Origin of the sequence: Paenibacillus sp. CR_12 (assembly GCF_041953985.1) — a bacterium.
GTDB classification, from domain to species: Bacteria; Bacillota; Bacilli; order Paenibacillales; family Paenibacillaceae; genus Paenibacillus_AQ; species Paenibacillus_AQ lautus_A.
The window spans coordinates 497,180-521,010 of record NZ_JAVFHO010000003.1 but is presented as its reverse complement, the minus strand read 5'-3'; the positions used below and the strand labels follow the sequence as shown (position 1 = coordinate 521,010).

Genomic DNA, 23,831 nt, shown 5'->3' with positions numbered 1-23,831 from the left:
CAGTAGTAGTACCAAGACCAGTAGTAGCACCAACTATATACCGGATTCTACCTCTAACCCAAAGCTACTCTAAGTTATGGTGTTCTAAGTTGTTTTGGTCGGCGCCATCCATGCACACCCCTGGGACACCGAATCCACCCATGTCCTCCCTGTAATAACGCTCGCTTCACGGTAACTTTTTACGACATCTTCACCACGATCTCCGCCCCTGCAACATAGGTCATCGCTTGAATGTATTCCGGGTCTTGGGCACGCTGTTCCATTTCCATCGGAGTGAGGTCCTCCATTCGTGTCTGTACCCACCATAAGTTGCCGAACGGGTCCCGTACCCGTCCCACCCGATCGCCGAAGAACAAGGTCGTTGGCTCCGTCACCGAGACCGCTCCTGCGGCCAGCGCTTGCCGATACACGTCATCGCAATCCTCAACATACAAACGGAGGTATGCCGGGCTATCCGGCCATTCCGGCTTTGCGTCAAACATCATGACGACGGCATCCCCGATTCGCACCTCGGCATGGCCGATGACACCATCGCCAACATAGACGCGCGCAAGCTCTTCGGCTCGGAATGCCTGTTTGAGGAAATTGATCAGCGCTGCGGAGTTTCTTGAGATGATCCACGGCGTCACGGAGGTGTAGCCATCCGGAATGGGTTTAACCGTTTTCGGTCGGTACGTCATAAATACGCTCGCTCCTTTAAATTTCATTTATTTGAATTGTGCTTATGCACTCATTATGCAGGGGCATATATGACAGCCGAGCGTCAGTGTTTCCGGAATGAGTTTGGGGTAGCCTGCGTTTTTATCTTGCGAAAAGACAGCCGCCACGGTACATCGTCACAATCACGCGGTCGGAGGAAGGTTCGAGCTTGAGGTTCCGTCCACAAACTGTTAACGTTTGACACCACCCTCAAACCTATGTACAGTATTAGACAAAAGAATAGGAAGTCCACTAGGGGAGCCGTTGGCGGCTGAGACAAGAGCGTATCTTGGACCCTTTGAACCTGATCTAGTTCGTACTAGCGTAGGAAAGTGGAGCCTTCGAATATGAGGTCTCGGTGCGTTTTTTTGGCGCACCCGGGCTTGTTGACGAAGCCGCTCCAGTTTTCGGGGCGGCTTTTTAGCGTTGTCTGAAAAGTCGTGTCTTACGGACTTCCTGCTCTTCAATATGTTGGAGGTGGGGACAAAGATGAGTTTCACGCAAGAGCTCCGTCAGCAGGCGGGAGGCATTTTTCAAGCAATCTTCGATCATCCCTTCGTAAAAGGCATTGCCGAGGGGAATCTGAAGCGGGAGCAGCTGATTCACTATGTGAAGCAGGATTTTGAGTATTTGAATGCCTACATGCGGATATACGGAATAGCCATATCCAAATCGATCAGCCGTGAAGAGATTGCGGCCTTTAACGAACAGATTTCATTCATTCTGCACAGCGAGGTGCACCCGCATCAGAATTTTTGCGCAGCCGCCGGGGTGACCTATGAAGAGCTTCAAGGATATCCGCTGGCTCCGTCCGCGCATCATTACATCCGTCATATGCTGACGGTGGCGCATGAGGGTAGTTTGGGGGAGATTATGGCCGTGCTGCTGCCGTGCCCATGGACGTACCTGGAGATTGGCCGCAAGCTGCTGAATGAGGTGAAGCCGGATGCCTCCCATCCGTTTTACGACTGGATTTCTTTCTACGGAAACCGGGGGGAAGACGCGACAGCCAAATTCCGCGACCGTCTCGATGCATGGGCGGATCGTGCGACGGCAGCCGAGCGGGAACGGATGAGGGAGCATTTCATGCTGAGCTGCCAGCTGGAGTATCTGTTCTGGGACATGGCTTATAAGCAGGAGGAGTGGCCGGTGCAGCTGGAGGCTGCGGTGCTGTAAGAGCAATGATCACAAGCACATGGAATTCCATTATAGCGAAGAGAGGCTGATATAAATGCATTCATGGGAAAAAGAGGTTTCGGCGCTTTTGACGAAGGTACAGCAGACGAGCCCCCTCGTTCACAATATGACGAACGTGGTGGTTACGAATTTTACGGCTAACGGCTTGTACGCGCTGGGCGCGTCGCCGGTGATGGCTTACGCGCCGGAGGAAGTGGCGGATATGGCCGCCATCGCGGGCGCGCTCGTATTGAACATCGGCACGCTGAACCGCGAGCTGGTGGATGCGATGATTATCGCGGGGCAATCGGCGAATGCCCATGGCGTGCCGGTGCTGCTGGACCCGGTCGGCGCGGGAGCGACCCGTTTTCGGACGGAGTCGGCGCTGCGGATCCTAAGCGAGGTGAAGGTTTCGCTCGTGCGCGGAAATGCGGCTGAAGTCGCTCACCTTATCGGGGAGGTCCGCGAGATCAAGGGCGTAGACGCAGGCAATAGCGCAGGCAGCAATCATGCCGAGCTGGCCGTGCGGGCGGCGCGCGAGTTAGGCACGATCGTGGCCATTACCGGTGAAGAGGACGTGATTACCGATGGAACGGAAGTGCGCATCATTACCGGAGGGGATGCTCTGCTTACGAAGGTGACCGGCGCAGGCTGCCTGCTGACCTCGGTGCTGGGTGCCTTTGCCGCGGTGGAAGCAAACCTGCTGCTTGCAGGTACGGCGGGTCTGGCCTTCTATGGGGCCGCGGCGGCGAAAGCTGCTGAGCGAACGGCAGATCTGGGACCGGGAAGCTTCCAGATAACTTTCCTGGACGAGCTGACGAAGCTTCATCCAGGATCGCTGGAAGGGTATGCCGCTGTGCTGGAAGCGGGAGCGGCGGCTGCCGGAGGCACGCGATGAGCGAGGCTCGCATACCCCGTGCCCTGACGATTGCCGGGTCTGACAGCGGTGGCGGCGCCGGCATACAGGCCGATCTGAAAACCTTCCAGGAACTCGGCGTGTACGGCATGTCGGCGATTACCGCGATCACGGTGCAGAATACCTTGGGGGTTCACGGCGTATATCCGCTGCCGCCCGAAGCAACTGCGGAGCAGATTGAAGCGGTTGGATCGGACCTCGGGGTAGATGCATTGAAGACGGGCATGCTGTTCAACGCCGAGATCATTCGGCTGGTTGCTGACCGGATTCGGGCATTCGGCTGGGGGAAGGTCGTTGTCGATCCCGTGATGATCGCCAAGGGCGGAGCGGAGCTGCTGCAAAGCGAAGCGGTGCAGGCTTTAAGAGAAGATTTGCTGCCGCTGGCGTTGATTGTCACCCCCAATATACCGGAGGCCGAAGTATTGGCGGGGATGCGAATCCGCACGATGAACGATCGCAAAGAAGCGGCGAGACGTATTCATGCTCTTGGGCCCAGGATCGTAGTGATCAAAGGCGGTCATGACGAGGGAATCCTTGGAAGCGATGAAGGTACGGATCACGAAAGAGACAGGGGACCGGCTATAACGGCGGGTATGCAGCAGGAAGAGTTGCCTCAATCCGAAAGGACGCACGGTCTAACGAGAACTGCCATGCCTGCTGGGGAGTATAGGGGGGGCCGCCCGCTCTTTTCCAACGATGACGGTTATCCGGAAAGTCTTCCGGTCATCGACATCGTTTATGATGGTACGGCCTTCACAGATTTATATGGCAAACGAATTGATACCGTTCATACACATGGAACCGGCTGTACTTTCTCTGCGGCCATTACCGCAGGCCTGGCCCAAGGCTTGAGCGCACTCGATGCGATTCAGAGCGGGCGCTTATTCATTCAAGCCGCCATTGAGGACGGCTTAAACCTGGGGCAGGGGCAGGGGCCGACCAATCATTGGGCATACAATCGCCGCCGTCAGGAGGTGCTGCGATGACGGGCAGAGTGGCCCCCGAGATCATGAGGCGGCATCTGCGGATGTACCTCGTGCTCGGCAGCGTGAACTGCAGCGTCGAGCCAAGCTTGGTCCTGCAGGAAGCACTGGCTGGAGGCGCAACCATGGTCCAGTTCCGTGAGAAGGGGCAAGGAGCACTCGCCGGGGACGCGATGATCCGGCTGGCTCGCCGGATTCAGGATCAGTGCCGTCAAGCGGGCGTGCCCTTCATCGTCAATGACGATGTGGAGCTGGCACTGAAGCTGAACGCCGACGGCGTGCACGTCGGCCAGGGCGACGAATCCGCGGCTTCCGTCCGCGAGCGGATCGGCAACCGGATTCTCGGCGTTTCCGCCCACACGGTGGAGGAAGCGCGGCGCGCGATTCTCCACGGCGCAGACTATCTTGGCATCGGGCCGATCTATCCGACCCGCTCGAAGGATGATGCCATAACTGCGCAAGGCCCGGCCATTCTCCATGAGCTTCGCGAAGCTGGAATCCACCTGCCGATCGTTGGGATCGGCGGGATTACCGTGGAGCGCGTGGAGGAAGTGATTGGAGCGGGTGCGGATGGCGTCGCGGTGATATCCGCCGTGACGGGAGCGGAGTCGGCGCGGGAAGTTGTAGAGGCTTTTATAGGTAAGATACGATGTACGACCGGAAGAATTTCTTAAGATGTAAGAGGGATTAAAATCGGATCATGAAACAAGGGGGCCGACTTCTGCGGCACCCTTGTTTTGTTTACGTCGGATTTTAGAATACTGTATATGCTCAGCTTTTCCGTCAATATGCCATTTCTTTTGATCCACTCTCGTGTAACCTCCCAGATCAGTTTGCCATAGAGACCCGGATATGATATACGTAGGACAATGCACCCGCTCTGCGATGAGTGAGCACTCCCATTAAGTTGAATAGGGGATCGGAATGAATAATAGGCAAAAAGAGATTTTTCGCAATTTGTTAATGGAACCGAACCGGCTGTGGCTCGTTCAGGATCTGGCGGATCAGACCGAGTGCTCGGAGAAGACGATCCGAAACGATCTGAAGGTGATTGAAGAATATATAGCTAAGCACTCCAGCGGCCATCTGGTGAAAAGGCCGGGACTTGGCGTCTATCTGGAGATCGGGGAAGCGGATCAGGCTGATTTATTCCGCCGCTTGTATTCCAACGAGAGTACCGCCGAGGATGAATCCGATGAGGAAAGGGTGCTGCACCTGGCATATCGGCTCTTGATGAACGCGAAGCCCGTAACCCTGCAGAACCTGGCTTCACCGTTTTACGTGAACAAGGCGATTATCCGTCGGGATATGGAAAAGATTGAGGGCTGGCTGCGGAGCTTTGATCTGAGCTTAATGACGAAGCAGCGAGTAGGCTTCATGATTGAGGGCTCGGAGAAGAACAAACGGATGGCGCTGGCGCGGTTGAACCAATTGATCAACCGTCCGGAATTGACGGGACAGATGATGCGTAACCAGTATGAACCGCACGAGATCGCAGCCGTATACAATGAGTTGAAGGCGCTGCAAAAGCGGCACCAGCTCCGCTTCACCGATGAAGCCTTTGAAAGCTTGATGCTGCATATACTGCTTATGGTCAAACGGACCAAGCTGGGACAGCCGATTTCGCTCTCTGCGCAGGACATAGCGTTTTTGGAGAATAAAGCGGAATTTGCATGGGCGATAGACTTTTTGAAGCAGCTGCAAAAATTGTTCGCCGTCCCTTTTTCCAAGGAAGAAACCGCTTATCTAACCCTGCACCTGCTTGGCGGGAAGTTCCGATACACGCAGGAGGATGGAAGTGCCCGGCGGGGCGATCTGGCAGACAGCCACCCCCTGCTGCCACAGTTGGTTGAGCAACTGATTCGGCGGATGTCGGAGCTGAATATGATCCCATTTTCCAAGGACCCGGTATTATTGAACGGGTTGAAGGTGCATTTGTACACGACCATGAACCGTCTTCATTATGGTCTGGCTGTGTCCAATCCGATGCTGGCCGAGATCAAAAAGATGTATCCCTATATGTTCGATCGCGTCATCATGGCCCTGGAGGAGGTAGGGGGAGCGCTCCAACTGTACTTTCCAGAAGAGGAGGCCGCGTATTTGACTTTGCATTTTCAGGCGTCCGTAGAACGGCTTCACCAGAACGAAAGCCACCCCCAGAAGGTCATAATCGTGTGTCATATGGGCGTTGGGATGTCCCAATTGCTTCTCGCGAAGGTGGAACGAAGATTCCCGTCCGTGCATGTAGAGACAACGATGTCCAAAGCGGAAGTTGAGGATTATCTGGCAGCTCATGAGGTGGATCTTGTCATTACGACCGTTGATCTGCCCGAGTTAAAAACACCTCATATCCTCGTTTCCCCTCTGCTCGAGGCCAGTGACGAGCGGAAGCTGGAGCAAGCGATCCGGGGGCTTGATGAGCCGGACGGCAGGGCGGCTGAGGAATCGGTCTTTTTGAAATATACGACACCTTTTCTCATCTTTCCTCAGCAGGAGGTCGAGCGTCCAGAACAGTTGATCTCCAAGTTTGCGCAGATGCTGGTGGACAAAGGATATGTCCAGGCAGGATATACGGAAAGTGTGCTGGATCGTGAGAATATGTCTGCTACGACGATTGGAGGAGGCATTGCCATCCCTCATGGCAGCTCGGAGCGGGTTACACAGTCCTGCATCGTTGTTGTTACTTTGAAGCAGCCGATTACCTGGGGAACCGAGAAGGTAGAGCTTGTGTTCTTACTTGCTATCAAGCATGATGAGCGGAAAGAGATGCGGCAGCTGTTCAGGGAATTGTCACGGATCAGTGAGCAGCCGGCATTGGTCAGTGCGTTGTCTAAGGAGACGGACGCGATGCGATTGCTGAATACGTTAAAAGGGTAAAATTAGTAGTAGAGGTTGTTCAAAAAGTCCGCTTTTGATAAGAAAACCTCTTATCGAGGCCACTTCAAGGATGAGCGACCGCGATGCATAGGTAGGTTTTCTTGCGATATAGAATTTCATCAGTTCCACTGATAACTCATAAATTCTATATCTAACACGAAGCGAATCAGGAAGCAGCTCGGCATCGAATCTTGAATTCAGCCGGGCCTAAGCAGATGCTTTCGAAGCATGTTTCCTGCGGAAACATTTCAGGTGCTCACGTACCCAAAACGTACGCTCCGCTCCTGACGTCCCTAGCTTCATCCAACTGAAGCGTTTTGAAAAAACGCTCATCGGAAGCATAAGCCTCGGTGCTGAAAATCGACCTTTTTGAACACGCACTATTTCAAACTGTGATGATGAAGCAGGACGGTATACCGTCCTGCTTTTTACATTTTTTTGGGGTCCCGCGTAAAGTATTTGGATTAAGCATATAGGCTCCACTTTGTGGGGATATTTGTTTGCGAAATAAACCTGTTTTTCCGGAAGTTCCGGTAAAAAGTTCATCCGATAACAGCGTTTTCAGCATGTACACTATAAATGTAAGCGGGAACATGACAGCGAAGGAGAATGACGAACATGAAAATATTAGCGATTACTTCATGTCCTAACGGAATTGCACATACGTATATGGCCGCTGAGAATCTGCAGAAGGCAGGCGCGAAGCTTGGCGTTGAGATGAAAGTGGAGACCCAAGGCTCCATTGGCGTGGAGAACCAATTCACGGAGCAGGATATCCGCGAAGCCGATGGCATTATTATCGCAGCGGATAAGACGGTGGTGAAGGACCGGTTTGTGGGTAAAAAACTGCTTGTCGTTGGGGTGCAGGATGGTATCCGTCGTCCAGAAGAGCTGATCCAACGGATGATGGAAGGGGATGTGCCCGTCTATCAGGCACAGTCCAAGTCGGCTGAAGCTATGACGGGAGAGAACAAACCCAAACAAAATCCGATCTATCGCCACTTGATGAACGGTGTATCCTATATGGTGCCGTTTATCGTGATCGGTGGGCTGCTCATCGCAATCGCCCTGACGATGGGCGGCGTGAAAACGCCGGGTGGTCTGGTTATACCGGAAGATTCCATCTGGAAAACGATTGAGAGTATCGGCGCGGCTGCGTTTACCTTCATGGTTCCGATCCTTGCCGGATTTATCGCCATGAGTATTGCGGACAGGCCGGGGCTTGCACCAGGCATGGTCGGCGGGTTCATTGCTGCGAACGGCAGCTTTTATGGAAGTGAAGCAGGAGCTGGATTCATCGGGGGGATTATTGCCGGTTTCCTGGCGGGATATGTCGCACTTGCTATTAAAAGGATCAAGGTTCCTCGGTCGCTGCAGCCGATTATGCCCATTATCGTTATCCCGGTACTGGCTTCACTGGTTGTAGGATTAATCTTCGTCTTTGTGATTGGCGCTCCGGTTGCGGATCTGTTTGAAGCGTTAACCGTCTGGCTCGCGGGAATGCAGGGTACTAGTTCGATTCTGCTCGCGCTTATTCTGGGCGCGATGATTTCTTTTGACATGGGGGGGCCCGTGAATAAGGTTGCGTTCCTGTTCGGCTCGGCCATGATCGGTGAAGGCAACTATGAAATTATGGGCCAAATTGCCGTTGCCATCTGTGTTCCTCCGATTGCCATGGGACTGGCGGCCATGATGAACAAAAGGAAGTTTACGCCTGCGGAACGCGAAGCTGGAAAAGCGACATTTACGATGGGATTGTTCGGTATTACCGAAGGAGCGATTCCATTCGCGGCGCAAGATCCTCTACGCGTCATTCCGAGTATCATGGTCGGTTCCATGACGGGTTCGGTGATTGCCATGTTGGGCAGTGTCGGTGACAGCGTAGCCCATGGCGGTCCTATTGTAGCCGTGCTCGGTGCCGTGGATCATGTGCTGATGTTCTTCATAGCGGTCATGGCCGGTTCAGCCGTATCGGTTATCATGGTGAGCCTGCTCAAGAAAGATGTTGCAGCTGTGACTCCGGCAGTTGTTGGAGAAGGAGCAGAAGCGATAGAGAATCCTGCCGTAGCAGGTGAATCGTCGACAGTAGACGCGGCTGCCCCCATGGCCGCGGATTCAGCTGAAGTGGATTCAACCGTGATCAATAATGGTACAGCAACGGAAGTTTCTGCTATCCGCGTTGAGAAATTGACGGATATTGTGACACCGGATCTCATTAACCTGAATCTGGTAGGAACAACACAGGATGCTGTGATCGACGAAATGATCGGTGTATTGGAGCGGAATGGGGCGATCAGAGCCGACGGAGATTTTAAACAGGCCATATTAGCCCGGGAACAAGAAAGCTCCACCGGCATCGGCATGAATATTGCAATTCCTCACGGTAAATCGGATGCTGTCCTGAAACCAAGCGTGGTCTTTGGCATCCAGCAGGATGGCGTCGACTGGAAGAGTCTGGACGGTAGCGAAGCCAAACTGATCTTTATGATTGCCGTGCCGCGTAATAGTAAACAGAATGCGCATTTGAAAGTGCTGCAAATGTTGTCCCGCAAGCTGATGGACGATGATTTCAGGGAAGCGCTCTTGGCGGTGACAACCAAGGAAGAGGCCTATCGATTGCTCGATCAGGTGCATTAATTCAAGAGACTGAGTGAATTCACCTAGACCAGCCCCGCACAGAAATGAGCGGGGCTGGTTTTATACGTTTCTCGGCTTGCTTCCGCAAAATCCACGGATTTGCTTGTCAGCCGGCGCCATGCCAATCGCTTTCAGAGCAATAACTCCATGGCTGCGCGTTCTTTATCCGCTATCTCGAGCAAGAGATTGGACGCCTGCTGTAGCTCCTGGGTGTTACCTGATCTTCCCGCACGGTCGATCGCTGCGGAGACACTGGCCCACATTGGCGCGATCTCCGTAAACAAAAGGTAGGCTTGTTCGATTCTCGGGTCTTCCAACCGATCGGCGCATTCCTTCAAGTAATCCCGATACAGATTCCGAAACAAAGCACCGCCGGTTCCCGCACGCTCCATCAGCAATGCGGTCAGGCATAAATCATGTTCGAAATGGTTGCTGCGGGAAGGCCACTTCAGGATCTCTTTGCTCATTTTTACAATGCCTTTATTCCCGATATTGCGAATGGGCGGGTTCAAATAGTCATGCGCATTCTTGGTCAAGGATTCGCGTAATGCGGGAACGAGCGGCGGTAAGGCGTCGATGGGCTCGAGCGTAAAAGAGCGGTTTCGGGAACTCATGGCACCCTTTGCGTTCCTGGCTGATGCCAATCTTGTCAAACGCGTCTTCACCAGCCCGCCCTGTTGCCTGGTATCTGCCATGTAGGCATATTCGTCATCCACGCCGTATAGGACCGCATAGTGACCGGCAAAGTGCACTTTGCTCGTGAAATAGTCCAAGTAATAGGAATCCAATTTCAGCCCAACCGGAATTCCGCGTTCGATGCAGCTTCGTACGTTCCGCCACGCTTTGTCGACGGACGACGTTTCTTGGACTCTGACGGTCAATCCCAGCCTGTCGGCGAGATTGGCTGTCAACATATCCACTTTCACCCTTCCTCCGATAAACGGAAAATCCATTCCCTTCGAGTCCCAATAAATGAATCCGAGCCCTTGTCCGAGTCCGAACAGCATCGGCTCCGATAGCCGGACTCCCGCAAATTGCATTAAATTGCCCATGGTGGTCGTTTCGCAATGGTCGCCTTGGTAAGGAACAAAACCTTCAATGATTATGGTCATCTTCCCTGGTCTCCTTCGACAATTCGTTAATTAGACTGGCAACGAACGCTTGCTCACTCTCCATTAGGCTGATCGGATGCAAGAACAGCGCTCTTACGTTCAGCGGCAATCGAACACCGCCCTGGGATTCGAATTTTTGCTTTATGCCTTCTGAAGCCTCACGAAGAAAATCCAACCGTTTCCGCAAGGCAGCTATGGCCATGTCGTTCCCGATAAGAGGCAAAGCGGCCAAACCGAGATCGAAGCGGTTGTCGCGCTCCCGTGTTGACGAAAGACTGTCAAGGACTTCATCTTTCAGCTTGACCATACCGGCTTCGGTGAGGACAAACCGGGTCGGCATGGGTCCCTTGCCGGATTTTTCGTCGGATTCCTCGGATGCAATCCATCCTTTATCGCTCAGTTTCCTCAGTCCTACGTAGATTGAAGTCGTGCCGATGTTGGCCCATTCCCGATAGCCTCGTTGATCGACTAACTTCTTGATATCGTACCCCGAAGCTTGACGACATTCTGCGATCATTTGCAGCAGCATGAATTCGACGTTTGAAATAGGGTGCATGAAGAACCCCCTTGTCTTTTAATATTTCACATATGTAATATAACACTAGTGAAATATAAGATCAATCACGGGATTCAGACACTCGACAGTACGCCGAAAGATAATCATCGATACTAAACCTTTAAAACCATGAGCGGATGAATTGAAATGTATGAGTATCACGGATGGGCAACTATTAGAGAGAGTTCTTCAATTGAATTTTCAAATGACAAAATAATAGGTGATCCTTTTTTATAGCGAATTAATTTCCATTAAACTAAAGCCTGCCGTTTACCCGGCAGGCCTTCGGAATTCGGTGTTATAAATCGTATTTTCGTTTTTCAGTTCCAGTATCTTAGCAGAGATCGAACCGAAGACGTTTATTACATGTATGTTACTGACGTAAATAATGAGCAGTATCTAAAAAAGTTTGAAAGTAACCTTGGAATTGATATTGATCCATATGATTCAACAAAAAATGAGTTGAATACTGACTAAAGTAGGAGTAGAGAATTGGAGAAAAGTATTGCCGCCAGAATTGTTGTAATAAAGTTTTTCTGGGTATGATTTTGACGAAAGCATGACGGCAAATTACTAACTTCATGAAATAAAGTAAAGTGGAGCCGTTTCCTATTCGGGAGCGCAGCTTCTTTTTATGTTATAACCAGGCTGAAAAGGAATGTAATCTAAGAAAATTCAACTCATTTACAGTTTACATATCTATCGAATGAACCATACTTTCCCCCCCACCTCAACAAAACACAACCTCAACCCAAAAAAACAAAGAGGCTGCAACAGCGTACCTTCTATAATGGAGGTTACTAGACTGTCGGACCGTTAACTGGCAGGTGAGGAGGGATAAACATGAAGCGGGATGAATACATGGATGGGGCCGGATTAGAGCAGGAACGCTCGGATAATATCCCGACCGATCTATGGGTGGATGACCGAGATCGAGATCGCAACCGTCGGATAGCCTGGTGGAGGGAAGCGCGCGTTGGGCTGTTTGTGCATTGGGGGCCTTACTCGATGCTGGGCGGAATGTGGAAGGGCGAGCGAGTGGATGCGAATTATGCCGAGCATATCCAGCTTAGGGGGAAGATACCTGTAGCTGAGTATGCAGAAGCCGCAGCCGGTATGAATCCGGAGGCGTTCGATGCGCATGAGTGGGTGTTGCTGGCCAAGCGGTCGGGGGCCAAATACCTCATCGTGACGGCGAAGCATCATGACGGGTTTGCCATGTATGATTCCAAGGTTTGCGATTATTCGATTACCCGGCATGCAAATTTCCCGAGAGATCCGATCAAGGAGCTGGCAGAGGCATGCGAGGCCGAGGGGATTCGGCTCGGGATTTACTATTCTCACGCCATGGACTGGCATCACCCGGATTCGCAGGGGAACACGCTGGATTACCCGGGGAATATCGGTGCATGGGATCTGCTGGAGGACTGGATCGACGATCAGGATAAGCGGGAACGCTTTGAGCGTTACCTTCATGAGAAAGCTCTTCCCCAGGTCGAGGAGCTGCTGACCGATTACGGCCCGATCGGGTTGATGTGGTTTGATTGCGGCCATAAGATCAGCGACGAACACGCCGTGTGGTTCCATGATCGGGTACGCCGGCTGCAGCCGGATTGCCTGATTAACAAGCGGCTTCGGGATGACCGCTTTGCGGATTACGGGAATCCGCATGATAACCAGCTGCGATTTCATCCGGTGCAGCAGGACTGGGAGTCGATTCATACGCTGAATGATTCTTGGGGATTCCGGTATGGCGATGACCATTGGAAGAGTCCGGAGGAATTGATCGACCAGCTGCTGCGCGTGACAGCGGCGAACGGCAATCTGGTGCTGAATGTCGGTCCGCTCGGAAACGGGGCGATTGACGAGAAGTCGAGAAGCCTGCTGGAGACGGTGGGCAGCTTCCTGGAGCGGAACGGCGAGGCCATATATGGCACGAACGGCAGTCCGATCGGTACGCCGCAGTGGGGCTACTGCACCTGGAAGCCGGAAGAGAACAGCTTGTATCTGCTGGTTAGAGATTGGCCGCAGGACGGTTATTTGATCCTGCCCGGTCTCGCAAGCGGAGTTCAATATGCGAGGCCTATCGGAGCGAAGACGAAGGAGGACCGCCTGCCGATCCGGCAGCTTGGGCGATGGGACTGGCAAATTGATGTGCGTTCGGTACCTCAGGACGCCTATGCGACTGTGCTAGAGCTGAAGCTAAGCGGGGAGCAACTGGAGAGCAACGGGACTCCTAGATTCATATCTTCAATGCCGAATACGTTTTGGGCATATGATGGTGTTATCGAGGGCGACGGCCTGCGCCGCGACAATGGAAAAAGAGGGCATGACGGCGTTACCGGGTGGACCGCTCCACATGCGGCTGTTCAATGGGCGTTTCGTTCGGAAGAAGAGGCGCCCGTCCACTGCCGAATCATCGTCACCTTGTCCGCCTCAGCGGATCAGGCGGGGGGACGCTTTGAATTGTCCCTGGATGAACAGAAGCTGGCTTGTACCGTTTACGATACGGGCGGGGACGGATGCTGGGGAGATTTTGAGATCGGTCAATTGACGATTCATTCGGCAAGCCTACACCGTCTTGAAGTCCGCGGAATATCGCTGGCATCGGATTCTTTGATGAATTTGCGCAAGGTTACGCTGCTGCCAATGGAAGGGGAGTGAGGAGTTTATGAAAATCGTATTTGATCCTGCACCGGTTGCAGGAGGCTTTCGAATGCCGGGGTATTGGGTCTGGTGCGGCAGCGTCATTCGAGGCGAGGATGGCCGCTACCATATGTTTGCTTCGCGCTGGCCGAAATCCATGCCCATGCACCCCGGATGGCTCGCGGCCTCGGAGATCGTCCGTGCCGCCGCCGATCATCCGGCAGGACCGTACGTCTACGAGGAGACGGTGCTTGGGGCAAGGTCTCCGGCCTATTGGGACGGCTGCAGCGTGCACAATCCGCATATCGTGAAGGTGGATGGCATATATGTGCTCTATTATATGGGCACGACGTTCCCGTTCCCGCTGCCTGACGAAGGGGAGGCGCTGCTGCCGCACGATCCGCTCGCCGTGGTGGCCAGGGCCAACAAACGGATCGGCGTTGCGACCGCCCCTTCCGTAACCGGCCCTTGGACACGAAGGGATCTTCCGGTTCTGCTGCCGCGCCCGAATCAGTTTGACAGCTTTTTCGTGTCCAATCCGGCACCCTGTGTTCATGCCGACGGCTCGGTGCAGCTGATCTATAAATCCCGGCCCTACGAAGGGCATACCTATGGCAACATGCAGCTGGGCTTGGCCAGCGCTGAATCGGTATACGGTCCATACGCCCGCAAGCCTGAGCCGCTGTTTCCGCCTGCCATTCATATTGAAGATCCCTTCATTTGGCGTACGGCACGGGGGTACGAGATGATTGCCAAGGACATGGACGGCTCCATCTGTGGAGAGCGCTATAGCGGGGTCCATGCGTGGTCGGCGAACGGAGAGCAGTGGGAGATGACAACCCGGCCAGGGGAGCCGGCGTATTCCCGCAGGGTAATGTGGGACGATGGCGCGGAGCGGCTGATGGGCAACCTGGAACGGCCGTTTTTGCTCATGGAGGACGGTCGTCCGGCCTGGATGTTCGCAGCGACCTCGGATGGAACCAACGGATTTCACGACTGCACGGAAACCTGGAATATGGCGATTCCGATTCGGGAGATGGAGGAGAAGGAGCACGAATAGGGCAGCCTTTTCCGGTGCAAACGAATGGATGAGCTTGTTTTTCCCGCGAAGCCGCACGGGGTGATATTCACGATTCAGCTCCATCCGATCCCCCTTGCCAACCGGGGGACCGCCGTCCTGCGACACCGAACCAAGCATCGTAGTCGAGCGAGGTTCGTCACACGACGGCAAGGTTGTTCCCCATGGACACAGTAGGCCTGTGTCCATGCCCCATAAGCATAAGCCCTTTGGCGAAACTTGGCCGTATTAGACCAGGGTTCCCTAAAGGGTTCTTTTTTGTGTCACACTCCTTTCGCCGTGCCCTCTACAAACACAATCGTAAAAAAACACATCGACAAACAAATGCCGCCATTGTTGGCGAAGCACTCCGCTTATAGGATGAATACGAAGGCAAACTTACAACGGGAGGTCCTTATGGCGAACATCAACCCAAGCACGCGGCTAACACCGTCAGCGCGGAGCCGGGAATGGTTATCTAGCTTTCGCAAGTACAAGGCGATATACCTCATCTCGATTCCGGGCATCCTCTATTTTCTCGTATTCAAATACGTCCCTTTATTCGGCAGTGCCATGGCTTTTCAGGAGTACAACTTATTCAAAGGCATATGGGAGAGCCCTTGGGTCGGGCTGGACCAGTTCTACCGGATGTTTCAGTACGAGGAGTTTCTGCGGATTTTCTGGAACACCCTGCTGATCGGGATGTACAGCATCGCATTCGCGTTTCCGGTACCGATCATTCTGTCCCTGCTATTGAACGAGATTCGCCTTGTCCTGTACAAGCGGGTGCTCCAGACAGTCATCTACATGCCCCACTTCCTGTCCTGGGTCATTATCGGGGGGATTGCGGTGGGCATTCTGTCTCCGACCACGGGGATCATCAATCAGATCCTGATGTGGGTGGGACTCGAACCGATTTACTTCCTTGGCGAGGAAAGCTACATTCGCAGCATTCTGATCGGCTCGGGCATCTGGAAGGAAGCGGGCTGGGGAACGATTATTTACCTGGCGGCGTTGGCCGGAATCAATCCGGACCTGTACGAAGCTGCACGCGTAGACGGCGCGAACCGCTGGCGCCAGACCTTGGCGATTACGATTCCGTCGATTCTGCCAACCATCATGATTCTATTCCTGCTGAACATCGGCAACTTCCTCGATTTCGGGTTTGAACGGGTGTTTGTGTTCCTGAACGCCTTGAACGAGAACAAGGGCGACATTCTGGATACGTACATCTATCGCGTCGGTCTGCTTGGACAGCAGTACAGCTACACCACGGCCATCGGGCTGTTCAAATCGCTCATCGGGCTGCTGCTCATTGTGGGCGGTAACGCCATCAGCCGTAAAACGACCGGAAATTCCTTATACTAGGCAGGTGACCGAAAACATGATAAAACGATCAACAGGCGAAATCGTATTCGAAATGTTCAACTATATCTTCCTGGCCGTCGTGTCGGCCGCCATGATCTTTCCGATCCTGCACGTAGCGGCGCAATCGCTCAGCAGCGATCTGGCCATCTCCAGGGGGGACGTCGGCCTGTGGCCGGTTGAGTTTACGCTCTCGAACTACGCCATCGTATTGAACGATACCTCGGTATGGCGTTCCTTCATGATCAGCGTATTCGTGACCATCGTGGGGACGGGAATCAACTTAATCGCAACGGCTTCGCTGGCTTACCCGCTGTCGCGCAACGAATATCGGGGACGGAAGGTCATTCTCATGCTCGTCCTGATCACCTTTATTTTCAGCGCGCCGCTCATTCCCAACTATCTGCTCATTAAATCGCTGAATATGCTGGATACGGTCTGGGCCCTCATTATTCCGGGCGCCATTAGCGCATACAACCTGTTCATCATGCGCTCGTTCTTCATGAATCTGCCTAACGAGATTATCGACTCGGCAAGGATCGACGGGTGCGGAGAGCTGCGGATCATATCAAGCATCGTGCTTCCGCTATCCAAGCCGGTGATGGCGACGATGGGACTGTTTTACGCCGTGGCGCATTGGAATTCGTACTCGTCCGCTCTATACTATATCAATAGCCGAAAGCTGTTTCCGCTGCAGGTTCGCCTGAGGGAAATCGTGATCACCGATCAGATGGGAGAGATGGACACCACGTTCGAGAACTTGGCCAACATGTCCCCGGAGGGCATCAAGATGGCCACGATCGTCATCGCTACGCTGCCGATCATCCTGGTATACCCGTTCCTGCAGAAATATTTTATCAAGGGCATGCTTATCGGTTCGATCAAATCCTGATCGTAAAAGAACACAAATCCATAATAAGAACGCCAATTCTGCGCATGAGGGTTATGAGCTACGATGAAATGGATTTTACGAAAGCGCTTACCTCATGAATGAACCACTTGTCTATTTTTGCGAAAAGGGGAGAGGTTGATGAAAAAAAGTTGGACGGTCTTACTGATCGGCGTCATGATGATGACACTGCTTGCGGGGTGCGGGGGGAAAGCGGAAGAAGGAACAGGGAATACCAAGCCGGAAGGGAACGAGCAGGGCACCGCTTCCAGCAAGCTGGCATTCTCGATTTCATTCTCCACGGGCGGCAACACCTACATCGAATCGTCGCCCGACATCAACAAGGACAAATGGGTGCTGAAGCTGGAGGAGATGACGAACACCGATCTCGATATCCGCTTGATGTCCCATAAGGAATTCGATCAAAAGATGAGTCTGATGTTTGCAGGCAACGAAATTCCGGACGTGGTCGGCAATATGCGCGGGGGGCCGACGACGGGCTCCATGTCAGGCTCGGTGGAAGCGGGCGTGTTCATGCCGCTGGATGACCTCCTGAAGGAGCATGCGCCGAATCTGATGAAAATGGTCACCCCGGCGGCATGGGAGGAAGTATCGTACGACGGCAAAATCTACGGCATTCCGGCTTGGCTGGAGAACCCGTCGCGCCGCGCCACGTTTATCCGTACGGATCTGATGGAGAAGGCAGGCATCCAGGAAGCGCCGAAGACGGTGGAAGAGTATCTGGATATGCTGCGTGCCTTCAAGAGACTGGGAGTAGAGCATCCGTTCCAATACCGGGAGGGCTTTAAATACGCGGATACCTTCCTGGGGGCATACGACGTGCTGCCGTTCCAGTTCATGGAGCTGAACGGGGAAGTCGTGCCGAAGTTCTTCGATGTGGAGAACATGACCAAGGCACTGGAGACGTATAAGACGATGTACGACGAAGGCCTGATTCCGAAGGATTTCGCTTCCCTGTCCCAGGAGGATTACGGCCGGAATATCAATTCCGGCAAAGCCGGCATGTGGGCGTCCAACGGCGAGGGGCTGATCGGGTTCCGCGCCAAGCTGAAGGAAGTGGATCCTTCGATGAAGGTGGATATTTATCCTTCGCCAACGGGCTCGGACGGCAAGGGCGGCCTCGGCTTGTACAGCTCGATCTCGACCACGTATTACATCAACAACAAGGTCGGTAAGGAAAAAGCGATCGAAATCATTAAATTCCTCGACTGGATGCTGACGGAGGAAGCCGATATGTTCTTCTCCTTCGGGATCGAGGGCGAGAACTACACGATGGAGGACGGCAAGGTCAACTATACATGGCCCGTGAAAAAGGAAGAAGTGGACGAAGCGGGGTTCCGGGCCAACCAGCTGTGGTTCGTGCATGAGCTGACCTACAACAAGAAGCAGACGGCCCTGACCGAGGACGGCCAGGATGTCATTACGGCGTTCAGCGACGTGCTCAGCAATGAAGGCCGCGGCGGCATTACGTTTACGGCGAACCTGAACAGCTTCTCCAAGTTCCCGGATTTGGCCTCGACTGGAGATACGGGACCGAAATTCATTCTGGACAGCATGGTGAAGATGATTTACGGCAAGCAGCCGATATCCGAATGGCCGAAGGTGCTCGAGGAATATCGCGCCAAAGGCGGGGACGAGATCATCAGGGAAGCGACGGAACGCTGGAAGAACAAGGAGAACGTCGTGGATCGTACAAGATAACATGCAAGATAGGCAGTAGGACATCTCCAGTTTATCCCGAAAATCCTGTACAATGAATCCGACATGTAAGCGTTTTAAATAAATGAATGAATGCGAAAGTTCAAGGTATCCGCCGGTCTGCCATGCAAGGCAGCCGCTCGCGGATACCTTCTTGTTCCATTTCATGATTGCCTCATCCCTAATTCTTCTACATACAGGAGGCTGAAAATAATGCGGTTGTTGATTGCTGACGACGAACCTGTCATCCGAAGAGGGCTGGTCAAGATGGCGGAAACCTATCGCCTGCAGTTTGACGCCATCGATACGGCCGTGAACGGCGAGCATGCGCTCTCGATGATCAAGGAGACCGAGCCGGATGTGCTGCTGACCGATATCCGCATGCCCCGAATGGGCGGGCTGGAGCTGTGCCAGGAGCTGCATGAGATGTATGGGCATATTCAGATCATCGTCATCTCGGGTTACGGCGAATTCCAATATGCGCAGCAGTGCCTGGCTTATGGGGTGAAGCATTATCTGCTGAAGCCGGTGACGGGCGTGGTGCTGCACCAAACCTTTGACGCGATCGTAAAACATCGCAATAAAGGCATTGTCTCCCTGGCTTCCTACGTCGATTGGATTGAAAACATCGGGCAGGAAATTTGGATGCTTCAGACGGAACGGCTGGATGAGCTGTTGGTCGATTGGAGGGCGCATCTGCAGGCAGCGGGGCTTAGCGTCCCGCAGCTTCAGCAGCTGCTGGATGATGCAGTGGGGATGATTTTCCGGCGGCTGGTATCGAAGGGGTATATGGAGGTTTCCGTGATTGAACCCATCGGCCATCATGCGGCCCAGGAACAGCTGCTGAATGAATTCGAGCTGAGGGTTAAGCGGATGACGGCCGATCTGGTGACCCAGCGCTGGGGGAATTTCAAGAATCCGCTGGATGAAGTGAAAGCGTACATCGACACGCATCTGTCCGAGGAAATCACGCTGGAGGAAGTGGCGGAGATGGCGGGGTATACGCCGACCTATTTTAGCGCGATGTTTAAGAAAATGACCAATGAAACCTTTGTCCGGTACCGTATTCACCGGCGGATGGAGCGGGCGAAGGAGCTGCTTGCGCTGCCGCATATGCGGATCATCGACGTGGCGGCAAACGTCGGTTACGAGGACTATCCCCATTTTACGAAGATGTTCAAGAAGGTAACGGGACACACGCCAACGGAATATCGGACGATGCTGGGATTTAACGGATGAAGAATAAGCTGTATCGTAAGCTTTTCCTGTACTGCGTATCGATCATAGCGCTGTCCTCGTTATTGATCGGCATCGTCACGTACGCGCGTTCTTCCGCGGAGCTGGATCGGCAGCTGGATCGGCATCTGTCGCAAATCGTGCAGAATGCCTTGAATCACACGGACCTGTACATCAAATCCTATGACCGGACGATGATCTCCCTGCTGACCAACCGGGAATTGAAGAAATTCGTGGATCTGCCGAACCCGGCGGACCATTACGAATACTATCACATCAGTTCCACGATCAAGGATACGGTGTTCCGTCCCCTGATGGACCGGGGGCCCGAGCTGCTGACGATGTATCTGTTGTCTTACAACGGAAACGCGACGTACAGCTTCGGCTCCGACTTTACGGCGCCGGTGTTCAGCGAAGAGGACAAGTCGAAGCAGCTGACGGAGCTCCGCCATGCCACAAAAGACGAAAGCGGCCTCATGATTCATACGGAGAGCATTATTCCGGGACGCAGCGGCAGCGTGATACGCATGACTAGACAGATGAAGGGTTTGTCTTCCACGGCGGAAAAAGGGGTGCTCGCCATGGAGGTGCGCTCCCAGGAGCTGTCCTCCCTCTGGAAAGGCATCGATCTGGGCGAACGCGGATACTTCTATATTGCCGATGCCAGCGGTCACGTGGTTTACCAGCCCGAAGGGATGGAGGACAACGCCTCGTCTCCTGCCCGGGATACGAAGCTGACCGCCGCCATTATGGGCGCGGACGAGGAATCCTTTAAATATACGACGGTCGATGGAGAGCAGCGGGTATTCATGACCCGGATGTCCCCTTATTCCGGATGGCGCTTGGTAGCCTCGATTCCGCTGGAAGAGTGGCGCCAGCCGATTGCCAATATCCGCACGACGGCCTGGACGATCGGCTTGATCAGTCTCGTCGCCGCTTGTTTGCTTGCTTACCGTTTCACCCGTTCCATTACCCAGCCGATCCAGACGATTATCCGCGGAATGCGGCAGACGGAGCAGGGCCGATGGATTCCCCTGGACCTTCCTGAACGGCGGCAGGATGAGCTGACGGAAATGATGCAGCGGTACAATCTGATGGTGAGCCGGCTGTCGGAACTGATCGAGCGGGTATACGAGACCGAGCTGCAGCAGCAGAAGACGATCATCGAGCGGCAGAAGGCCGAGTTTCAGGCGCTTCAGCTGCAGATCAATCCGCATTTCATGTACAACACGCTGGAGACCATCGTCTGTTATGCCGAGGTTGAAGGCTCGTCCGAGATTACCGAGATGGTGTCTTCGCTGGGCTTTATGATGCGATATTCCTTACTGACCTCGCTGGAGGAGATCACGGTTGCGAACGAGCTGAACCATGTGCTGAATTATATGACCATCATGAAGCACCGGCACGACATGGAATTCGATCTTCGGGTCGAGGTTCCCCATGAGCTTCTCCTGTACAAAATGGTGCGCTTGACGCTCCAGCCTTTAATCGAAAATGCATTCCAGCATGCGTTTCCGGACGGCATCGAAGCCTCGCAGCACATCATCATCACTGCCGGATGCAGCGACGATGCCTTCTGGGTGAGCGTGACGGACAACGGCATCGGCATGACCGATGAACAGCTGCACGAGGTTGCGGCACGGCTGTCCTACGAGCACGACCACACGAATCCTTCGCCGGAATCCTCCCTGAACCTTAGCGGTACCGGAGGCATCGGCTTGCTTAACGTGCATCGCCGGATTCAGCTGGTATTCGGCGAGAGTTACGGACTGCGCCTAACCTCCGCGGGCGTGGGGACGGGAACCACCATCCGCATGGTTATGCCGAGTCCGCCGCGTGATTAGCGCAAGGCCTGCCTCTCCCGGGCATGGAGGTCAGACTCTGTGCTCGAAGTGCAAATAGAAACGCTGTCCTTAAGGTAAGGGCAGCGTTTTTCCCGTTCTTGGGGCGCATTTCGGATCGCAAAGTTTCATGGAACGAGATTCGAAGGTTCCAAGAAGCTCTGCGCCTTCAGCAGAGGCTTATGATCGGTTAACGTTTCACGAATGGCGTCCACGACGTCCAAGCCGTCCGTAAAGATCATTTCAAAGCGGCGTGAGATGGATGGATAGACCTCCATATATCTTCAGGCGCTTCGTGATCGTATCTGTGCTGCAGCAGGTTTCCGTGCGAATCTCAATGGGAGGAAGAACGGAACGATAACGATATTCGTCCGGCTCTGCCTGCTCCTGATAGATCACTGCTTGGTATGCCGTATGATCGTCAAGGAAATCCAGCGGGATTCGGGCATCTCGTCCTCCTGCGGCACAGATGGAGGCGACGAACCATTCCGTACCGGATCGTCTGGCGATCGTAACGTACCGGCCCGGATAACCTTCCAGCAGCCGCGTCTCATCCCAGACGGCAGGAACCTCGGCCAGCAGCGGCTTGCCCGGATGGTCAGCGAACACGGAGATCGCATCCGCATAGTGCTGGATGCCGGACTCGAAGAGGATGGCCAGAGCGAGCTGAAGCCCCTGGGTCGTGTTGGTCTTCCTGCTGAACGTGACCGGCGTAAAGTCCATGGATCCGATCACATTTCGCGTAAACGGCAAGGTACAGAGATGAACCGCATTCGGGCCTTCACTCTGCGCCCGGTAGTATTCCGCGCCGTAAACGCCTTCTCTTGTCATCACATGAGGCCATGTCCGGTGCTCCCCGCTCGGTTTGGTGGATCCGTGGAAATTAACCATTAGCCGGTGTCTGGCGGCGGATTCGGCGATGGCGTCGTAGACCTGGAGCGTCTCTTGATTGTCGCTGTCGAAGAAATCGACCTTGATCCCAACCGCACCCCAGGAGGCCCACAGGGGTAATTTCTCTTCTCGGAGTTCCTCCGTGTGCAGCCCTTGATAATGCGTCCACAGCCAGATGCCGACGCCGCGCTCCTTCGCGTAATCGATCAGCTGAGGCGCATCCAGCACACCCTCCCAGCCGCCGTCTACGACGACGTATTCCCATCCCATCCCGGCGGCAAAATCGATATGCTGCCGCTGAACATCCATATCGCCGCAAGAACCGCCCTCCGCGTACCAGGACCAGGCTGCTCTGCCCGGAGCGATCCAAGAGGTGTCTTTCAGCACGGGCGGGGGACATAGATGAGTCGTTACCGATGAAGTCACCAGATCCCCGAGCGATCCGATGATCATGACGCGCCAAGGCGTCGAGAGCGGAAGCTGCGCGGCAATCGGCGTTTCCTGATCCGGAGCGTACGAGATGCGAAGCTTCCGGCCGTCTTGCTCATCGGCTGCGAGGTGACTGGCGCCATAACCGCCGTCCACGGCAGCCTCTGTCAGCAGCAGCCATTGCTCCTCTGTCGATTGAACCAAGAGCGGGAAGCCGAAATGCCCTCCCCGAAGATCGTCCGGCATGGCATGGTCGTAGGTTCGTTCATAACACCGCATGAACGGCTGCGCCCAGACGTTAAGCATCCGATCCTCCGGCAGATGGAATCCGGAGATCTCGTTCTCGATGCGAATATCACCTTCTCCTTGCAGCTCATAACGGTAAGCAGCGCCGTCTCGAAAAGCGCGGAATCGAATCCTCACCTGATGATGCTCGACGGAAGCCAGGAGCACCAGCTCGCTTGCTTCGTAAGACTGCGATTTTTGCTTGCCGGTCATCAGCTCGTAACGCTCCGTGATCGTGTTGTGCTCAACCCCCTGGATGCGGATGTTTTGCTGAAATTGGTATCTGTCCGTGATGAGTCCGAGCGGGGATCTGTCAAGAACCCGGAATCCCTTGTTCATAACCGTATACAAGAGGGGACCGTTATGCGCCTGCTCCAGGGTGATCTGCAAATTCCCGTCAGGGGAAAAAAGCTGAGCATGAAACGGCGCCGACAGAGATGGGGACAGCTCATGATCCATAAACGAAACTCCTTCCTTGTCGCTACCAAAATGACGTACCCATTGCAGCCTCATTGTA

General features: G+C 54.0%; 17 protein-coding genes and 1 riboswitch. Of the genes, 13 read left to right on the top strand and 4 right to left on the bottom strand.

Translation table 11 applies throughout. The features are described 5' to 3' along the window. Nucleotides 1–179: 179 nt before the first annotated feature. Nucleotides 180–680, bottom strand: coding sequence for a VOC family protein (locus RB297_RS14510; RefSeq protein WP_375120791.1), 501 nt, complete (start codon nucleotides 678–680; stop codon nucleotides 180–182). Between the two features lie 263 nt (nucleotides 681–943). After that, nucleotides 944–1,047, top strand: a riboswitch (TPP riboswitch). A 141-nt stretch (nucleotides 1,048–1,188) separates the two neighbouring features. Between RB297_RS14510 and tenA the strand changes: the two genes are divergently transcribed. From tenA to RB297_RS14480, 6 genes are all read left to right on the top strand, one after another. Then, on the top strand, nucleotides 1,189–1,875 hold the full coding sequence (gene tenA / locus RB297_RS14505; RefSeq protein ID WP_192569572.1) for a thiaminase II: 687 nt from the start codon (nucleotides 1,189–1,191) through the stop codon (nucleotides 1,873–1,875). Nucleotides 1,876–1,930: 55 nt separating this feature from the next. After that, a complete protein-coding gene (gene thiM / locus RB297_RS14500) occupies nucleotides 1,931–2,773 on the top strand; it encodes a hydroxyethylthiazole kinase (RefSeq protein ID WP_375120790.1) in 843 nt (280 codons plus the stop codon). Continuing rightward, nucleotides 2,770–3,777, top strand: a complete 1,008-nt coding sequence (gene thiD / locus RB297_RS14495; RefSeq protein ID WP_375120789.1) for a bifunctional hydroxymethylpyrimidine kinase/phosphomethylpyrimidine kinase — start codon at nucleotides 2,770–2,772, stop codon at nucleotides 3,775–3,777. Before thiM ends, thiD begins: the two co-directional genes overlap by 4 nt. Beyond that, on the top strand, nucleotides 3,774–4,448 hold the full coding sequence (gene thiE / locus RB297_RS14490; protein WP_375120788.1) for a thiamine phosphate synthase: 675 nt from the start codon (nucleotides 3,774–3,776) through the stop codon (nucleotides 4,446–4,448). Before thiD ends, thiE begins: the two co-directional genes overlap by 4 nt. Nucleotides 4,449–4,698: 250 nt before the next feature. Beyond that, nucleotides 4,699–6,651 carry a BglG family transcription antiterminator gene (locus RB297_RS14485; protein ID WP_375120787.1) on the top strand — a complete coding sequence of 651 codons (1,953 nt, stop codon included), beginning with the start codon at nucleotides 4,699–4,701 and terminating at the stop codon, nucleotides 6,649–6,651. A gap of 618 nt (nucleotides 6,652–7,269) precedes the next feature. Then, nucleotides 7,270–9,288, top strand: coding sequence for a fructose-specific PTS transporter subunit EIIC (locus RB297_RS14480; RefSeq protein ID WP_375120786.1), 2,019 nt, complete (start codon nucleotides 7,270–7,272; stop codon nucleotides 9,286–9,288). A gap of 131 nt (nucleotides 9,289–9,419) precedes the next feature. Here the strand turns inward: RB297_RS14480 and RB297_RS14475 are convergent, their stop codons facing one another. Together RB297_RS14475 and RB297_RS14470 are read right to left on the bottom strand one after the other, a co-directional pair. Then, a complete protein-coding gene (locus RB297_RS14475) occupies nucleotides 9,420–10,400 on the bottom strand; it encodes a BtrH N-terminal domain-containing protein (protein WP_375120785.1) in 981 nt (326 codons plus the stop codon). Then, the gene (locus RB297_RS14470; RefSeq protein ID WP_375120784.1) at nucleotides 10,384–10,956 is read right to left on the bottom strand and encodes a PadR family transcriptional regulator; all 573 of its coding nucleotides are present in this window, start codon (nucleotides 10,954–10,956) and stop codon (nucleotides 10,384–10,386) included. The genes RB297_RS14475 and RB297_RS14470 overlap by 17 nt, the downstream gene beginning before the upstream one ends. 843 nt (nucleotides 10,957–11,799) lie before the next feature. Here RB297_RS14470 and RB297_RS14465 point away from each other — a divergent pair. From RB297_RS14465 to RB297_RS14435, 7 genes are all read left to right on the top strand, one after another. Continuing rightward, entirely contained in the window at nucleotides 11,800–13,620 is a 1,821-nt protein-coding gene (locus RB297_RS14465) for an alpha-L-fucosidase (protein ID WP_375120783.1), read from the top strand. Nucleotides 13,621–13,627: 7 nt separating this feature from the next. Next, complete coding sequence (locus tag RB297_RS14460; RefSeq protein WP_375120782.1) at nucleotides 13,628–14,662, top strand: glycoside hydrolase family protein; 1,035 nt, start codon at nucleotides 13,628–13,630, stop codon at nucleotides 14,660–14,662. 414 nt (nucleotides 14,663–15,076) lie between these two features. Beyond that, a complete protein-coding gene (locus RB297_RS14455) occupies nucleotides 15,077–16,027 on the top strand; it encodes an ABC transporter permease (protein ID WP_375120781.1) in 951 nt (316 codons plus the stop codon). Between the two features lie 16 nt (nucleotides 16,028–16,043). Further along, complete coding sequence (locus RB297_RS14450; protein ID WP_375120780.1) at nucleotides 16,044–16,916, top strand: carbohydrate ABC transporter permease; 873 nt, start codon at nucleotides 16,044–16,046, stop codon at nucleotides 16,914–16,916. 138 nt (nucleotides 16,917–17,054) lie between these two features. Beyond that, entirely contained in the window at nucleotides 17,055–18,635 is a 1,581-nt protein-coding gene (locus RB297_RS14445; protein WP_192569562.1) for an extracellular solute-binding protein, read from the top strand. Nucleotides 18,636–18,845: 210 nt separating this feature from the next. Beyond that, nucleotides 18,846–19,871, top strand: coding sequence for a response regulator (locus tag RB297_RS14440; RefSeq protein ID WP_375120779.1), 1,026 nt, complete (start codon nucleotides 18,846–18,848; stop codon nucleotides 19,869–19,871). Next, on the top strand, nucleotides 19,868–21,712 hold the full coding sequence (locus RB297_RS14435) for a cache domain-containing sensor histidine kinase (RefSeq protein ID WP_375120778.1): 1,845 nt from the start codon (nucleotides 19,868–19,870) through the stop codon (nucleotides 21,710–21,712). Before RB297_RS14440 ends, RB297_RS14435 begins: the two co-directional genes overlap by 4 nt. A gap of 240 nt (nucleotides 21,713–21,952) precedes the next feature. Here the strand turns inward: RB297_RS14435 and RB297_RS14430 are convergent, their stop codons facing one another. Next, nucleotides 21,953–23,773: a glycoside hydrolase family 97 protein gene (locus tag RB297_RS14430; protein WP_375120777.1), complete on the bottom strand. Its 1,821-nt coding sequence runs from the start codon at nucleotides 23,771–23,773 to the stop codon at nucleotides 21,953–21,955. Nucleotides 23,774–23,831: the final 58 nt, after the last annotated feature.

Bases quoted from the DNA above. Each gene is read 5' to 3' on its own strand.
- RB297_RS14450 (WP_375120780.1), top strand. From the start codon at position 16,044: ATGATAAAACGATCAACAGGCGAAATCGTATTCGAAATGTTCAACTAT.
- RB297_RS14470 (WP_375120784.1), bottom strand. From the start codon at position 10,956: ATGCACCCTATTTCAAACGTCGAATTCATGCTGCTGCAAATGATCGCA.
- RB297_RS14455 (WP_375120781.1), top strand. From the start codon at position 15,077: ATGGCGAACATCAACCCAAGCACGCGGCTAACACCGTCAGCGCGGAGC.
- RB297_RS14460 (WP_375120782.1), top strand. From the start codon at position 13,628: ATGAAAATCGTATTTGATCCTGCACCGGTTGCAGGAGGCTTTCGAATG.
- tenA (WP_192569572.1), top strand. From the start codon at position 1,189: ATGAGTTTCACGCAAGAGCTCCGTCAGCAGGCGGGAGGCATTTTTCAA.
- thiD (WP_375120789.1), top strand. From the start codon at position 2,770: ATGAGCGAGGCTCGCATACCCCGTGCCCTGACGATTGCCGGGTCTGAC.
- RB297_RS14480 (WP_375120786.1), top strand. From the start codon at position 7,270: ATGAAAATATTAGCGATTACTTCATGTCCTAACGGAATTGCACATACG.
- RB297_RS14440 (WP_375120779.1), top strand. From the start codon at position 18,846: ATGCGGTTGTTGATTGCTGACGACGAACCTGTCATCCGAAGAGGGCTG.
- RB297_RS14475 (WP_375120785.1), bottom strand. From the start codon at position 10,400: ATGACCATAATCATTGAAGGTTTTGTTCCTTACCAAGGCGACCATTGC.
- thiM (WP_375120790.1), top strand. From the start codon at position 1,931: ATGCATTCATGGGAAAAAGAGGTTTCGGCGCTTTTGACGAAGGTACAG.
- RB297_RS14435 (WP_375120778.1), top strand. From the start codon at position 19,868: ATGAAGAATAAGCTGTATCGTAAGCTTTTCCTGTACTGCGTATCGATC.
- RB297_RS14430 (WP_375120777.1), bottom strand. From the start codon at position 23,773: ATGGATCATGAGCTGTCCCCATCTCTGTCGGCGCCGTTTCATGCTCAG.
- RB297_RS14510 (WP_375120791.1), bottom strand. From the start codon at position 680: ATGACGTACCGACCGAAAACGGTTAAACCCATTCCGGATGGCTACACC.
- thiE (WP_375120788.1), top strand. From the start codon at position 3,774: ATGACGGGCAGAGTGGCCCCCGAGATCATGAGGCGGCATCTGCGGATG.
- RB297_RS14485 (WP_375120787.1), top strand. From the start codon at position 4,699: ATGAATAATAGGCAAAAAGAGATTTTTCGCAATTTGTTAATGGAACCG.
- RB297_RS14465 (WP_375120783.1), top strand. From the start codon at position 11,800: ATGAAGCGGGATGAATACATGGATGGGGCCGGATTAGAGCAGGAACGC.
- RB297_RS14445 (WP_192569562.1), top strand. From the start codon at position 17,055: ATGAAAAAAAGTTGGACGGTCTTACTGATCGGCGTCATGATGATGACA.